Source organism: Psychrobacter sp. Sarcosine-3u-12 (genome assembly GCF_002836005.1).
Classification (GTDB): Bacteria; Pseudomonadota; Gammaproteobacteria; order Pseudomonadales; family Moraxellaceae; genus Psychrobacter; species Psychrobacter okhotskensis.
Genome location: NZ_PJBY01000031.1, coordinates 1 through 1,267 on the forward strand (window position 1 = coordinate 1; position 1,267 = coordinate 1,267).

A 1,267-nucleotide genomic window follows, 5' to 3' on the forward strand; every position below is an offset into this window, starting at 1 on the left:
TGTAGTGGCATAATAAAATTGGACAGCTTCTAAGAGGTTATAATAACCCAAAGAAGGAAACTAGTATGACCAACAATCGCAATCAATATACCCGAGAATTCAAGCTTGAAGCCATCAGCTTAGTGACTGAGCATAAGCGTAAAATACCTGATGTAGCAAGCTCACTTGGCATTGGCAAATCCACCCTGCAGAAATGGCTGAGTCAGTATCGACAAGAAACGAATGGCCAAGCACCTAAAGTCGGCAACGCTTTAACGGATGAACAACGCGAGCTACAAGAATTGCGTAAGCAGGTTAAGCGACTCACTATGGAGCGCGACATATTAAAAAAGGCTTCTGCTCTGCTGGCCTTGGACAGCCTGAACGGCTATCGCTGATAAGCAAGCTTGCAGAGCAAGACAAAAGCGTCAGTAAACGCCGACTATGTGACTTATTTGGCATCATTAAAAGCAGCTACTACTATGGCACACAGACTAAGCCTATCGATATTGAACGTGTCAAACTCAAAGCCTTGATACGTCAAATATTCAATGACTCCAAACAATCAGCTGGGGCTCGCACCATTGTCGCCATCCTGTGGAATGAGCACAGTATTAGGCTAACGCGTTACTTAGCTGCCAAGATTATGAAGCAAATGAAACTGGTCAGTTGCCAGCTCAAGACCCACAAATACAAGCACGCTGATCAGGAACATAAAACCCATGACAACCTTTTAAAACGCAGATTTAGCCCAACGGCGCCCAACCAAGTCTGGACGGGCGATGTCACTTATATTCGCATTAAAGGCGGCTGGTGTTACCTAGCCGTTGTTTTAGACCTGTACGCCCGTCGTGTGGTGGGCTTTAGTGTCTCAGACTCACCCGATAGTATTCTGACAGGTAACGCTCTGAAAATGGCGTATCAGACGAGACTCAAACCAAGTGGTGTGTTATTTCACTCAGATCAGGGCACGCATTACACCAGTAAGAAATTTGCTGAATCAATCGATGATTGCGACGGTATGACACAGAGTATGAGCCGTCGTGGAAATTGTTGGGATAACGCCCCAACTGAGCGCTTCTTTAGAAGCTTCAAAACAGAGTGGATGCCAAAGGGCGGTTATGAGAATATCGCTGAGGCTAAAAGTGCCATTAGTGATTATATCTGGGGCTACTATCAAACCGTGAGACCGCACACTTTCAACAATTATTTAACACCAGCTGAAACAGAAAGACGTTACTTTAATCAAAACCTCTTATCAGGTGTCCTAAATTAGTTGACCACTACA

At 44.8% G+C, this 1,267-nt stretch carries 1 protein-coding gene; it reads left to right on the plus strand.

Annotated features, from left to right (window positions below; genetic code table 11):
- Positions 1 to 65 precede the first annotated feature (65 nt).
- Positions 66 to 1,255 (plus strand): IS3 family transposase gene (locus tag CXF65_RS00990; RefSeq protein WP_101210725.1). Its coding sequence is split into 2 segments (ribosomal slippage): positions 66 to 324 and positions 324 to 1,255, totalling 1,191 coding nucleotides; the frame shifts between segments, so codons are not numbered across the junction.
- The last annotated feature ends 12 nt before the right edge of the window (positions 1,256 to 1,267 follow it).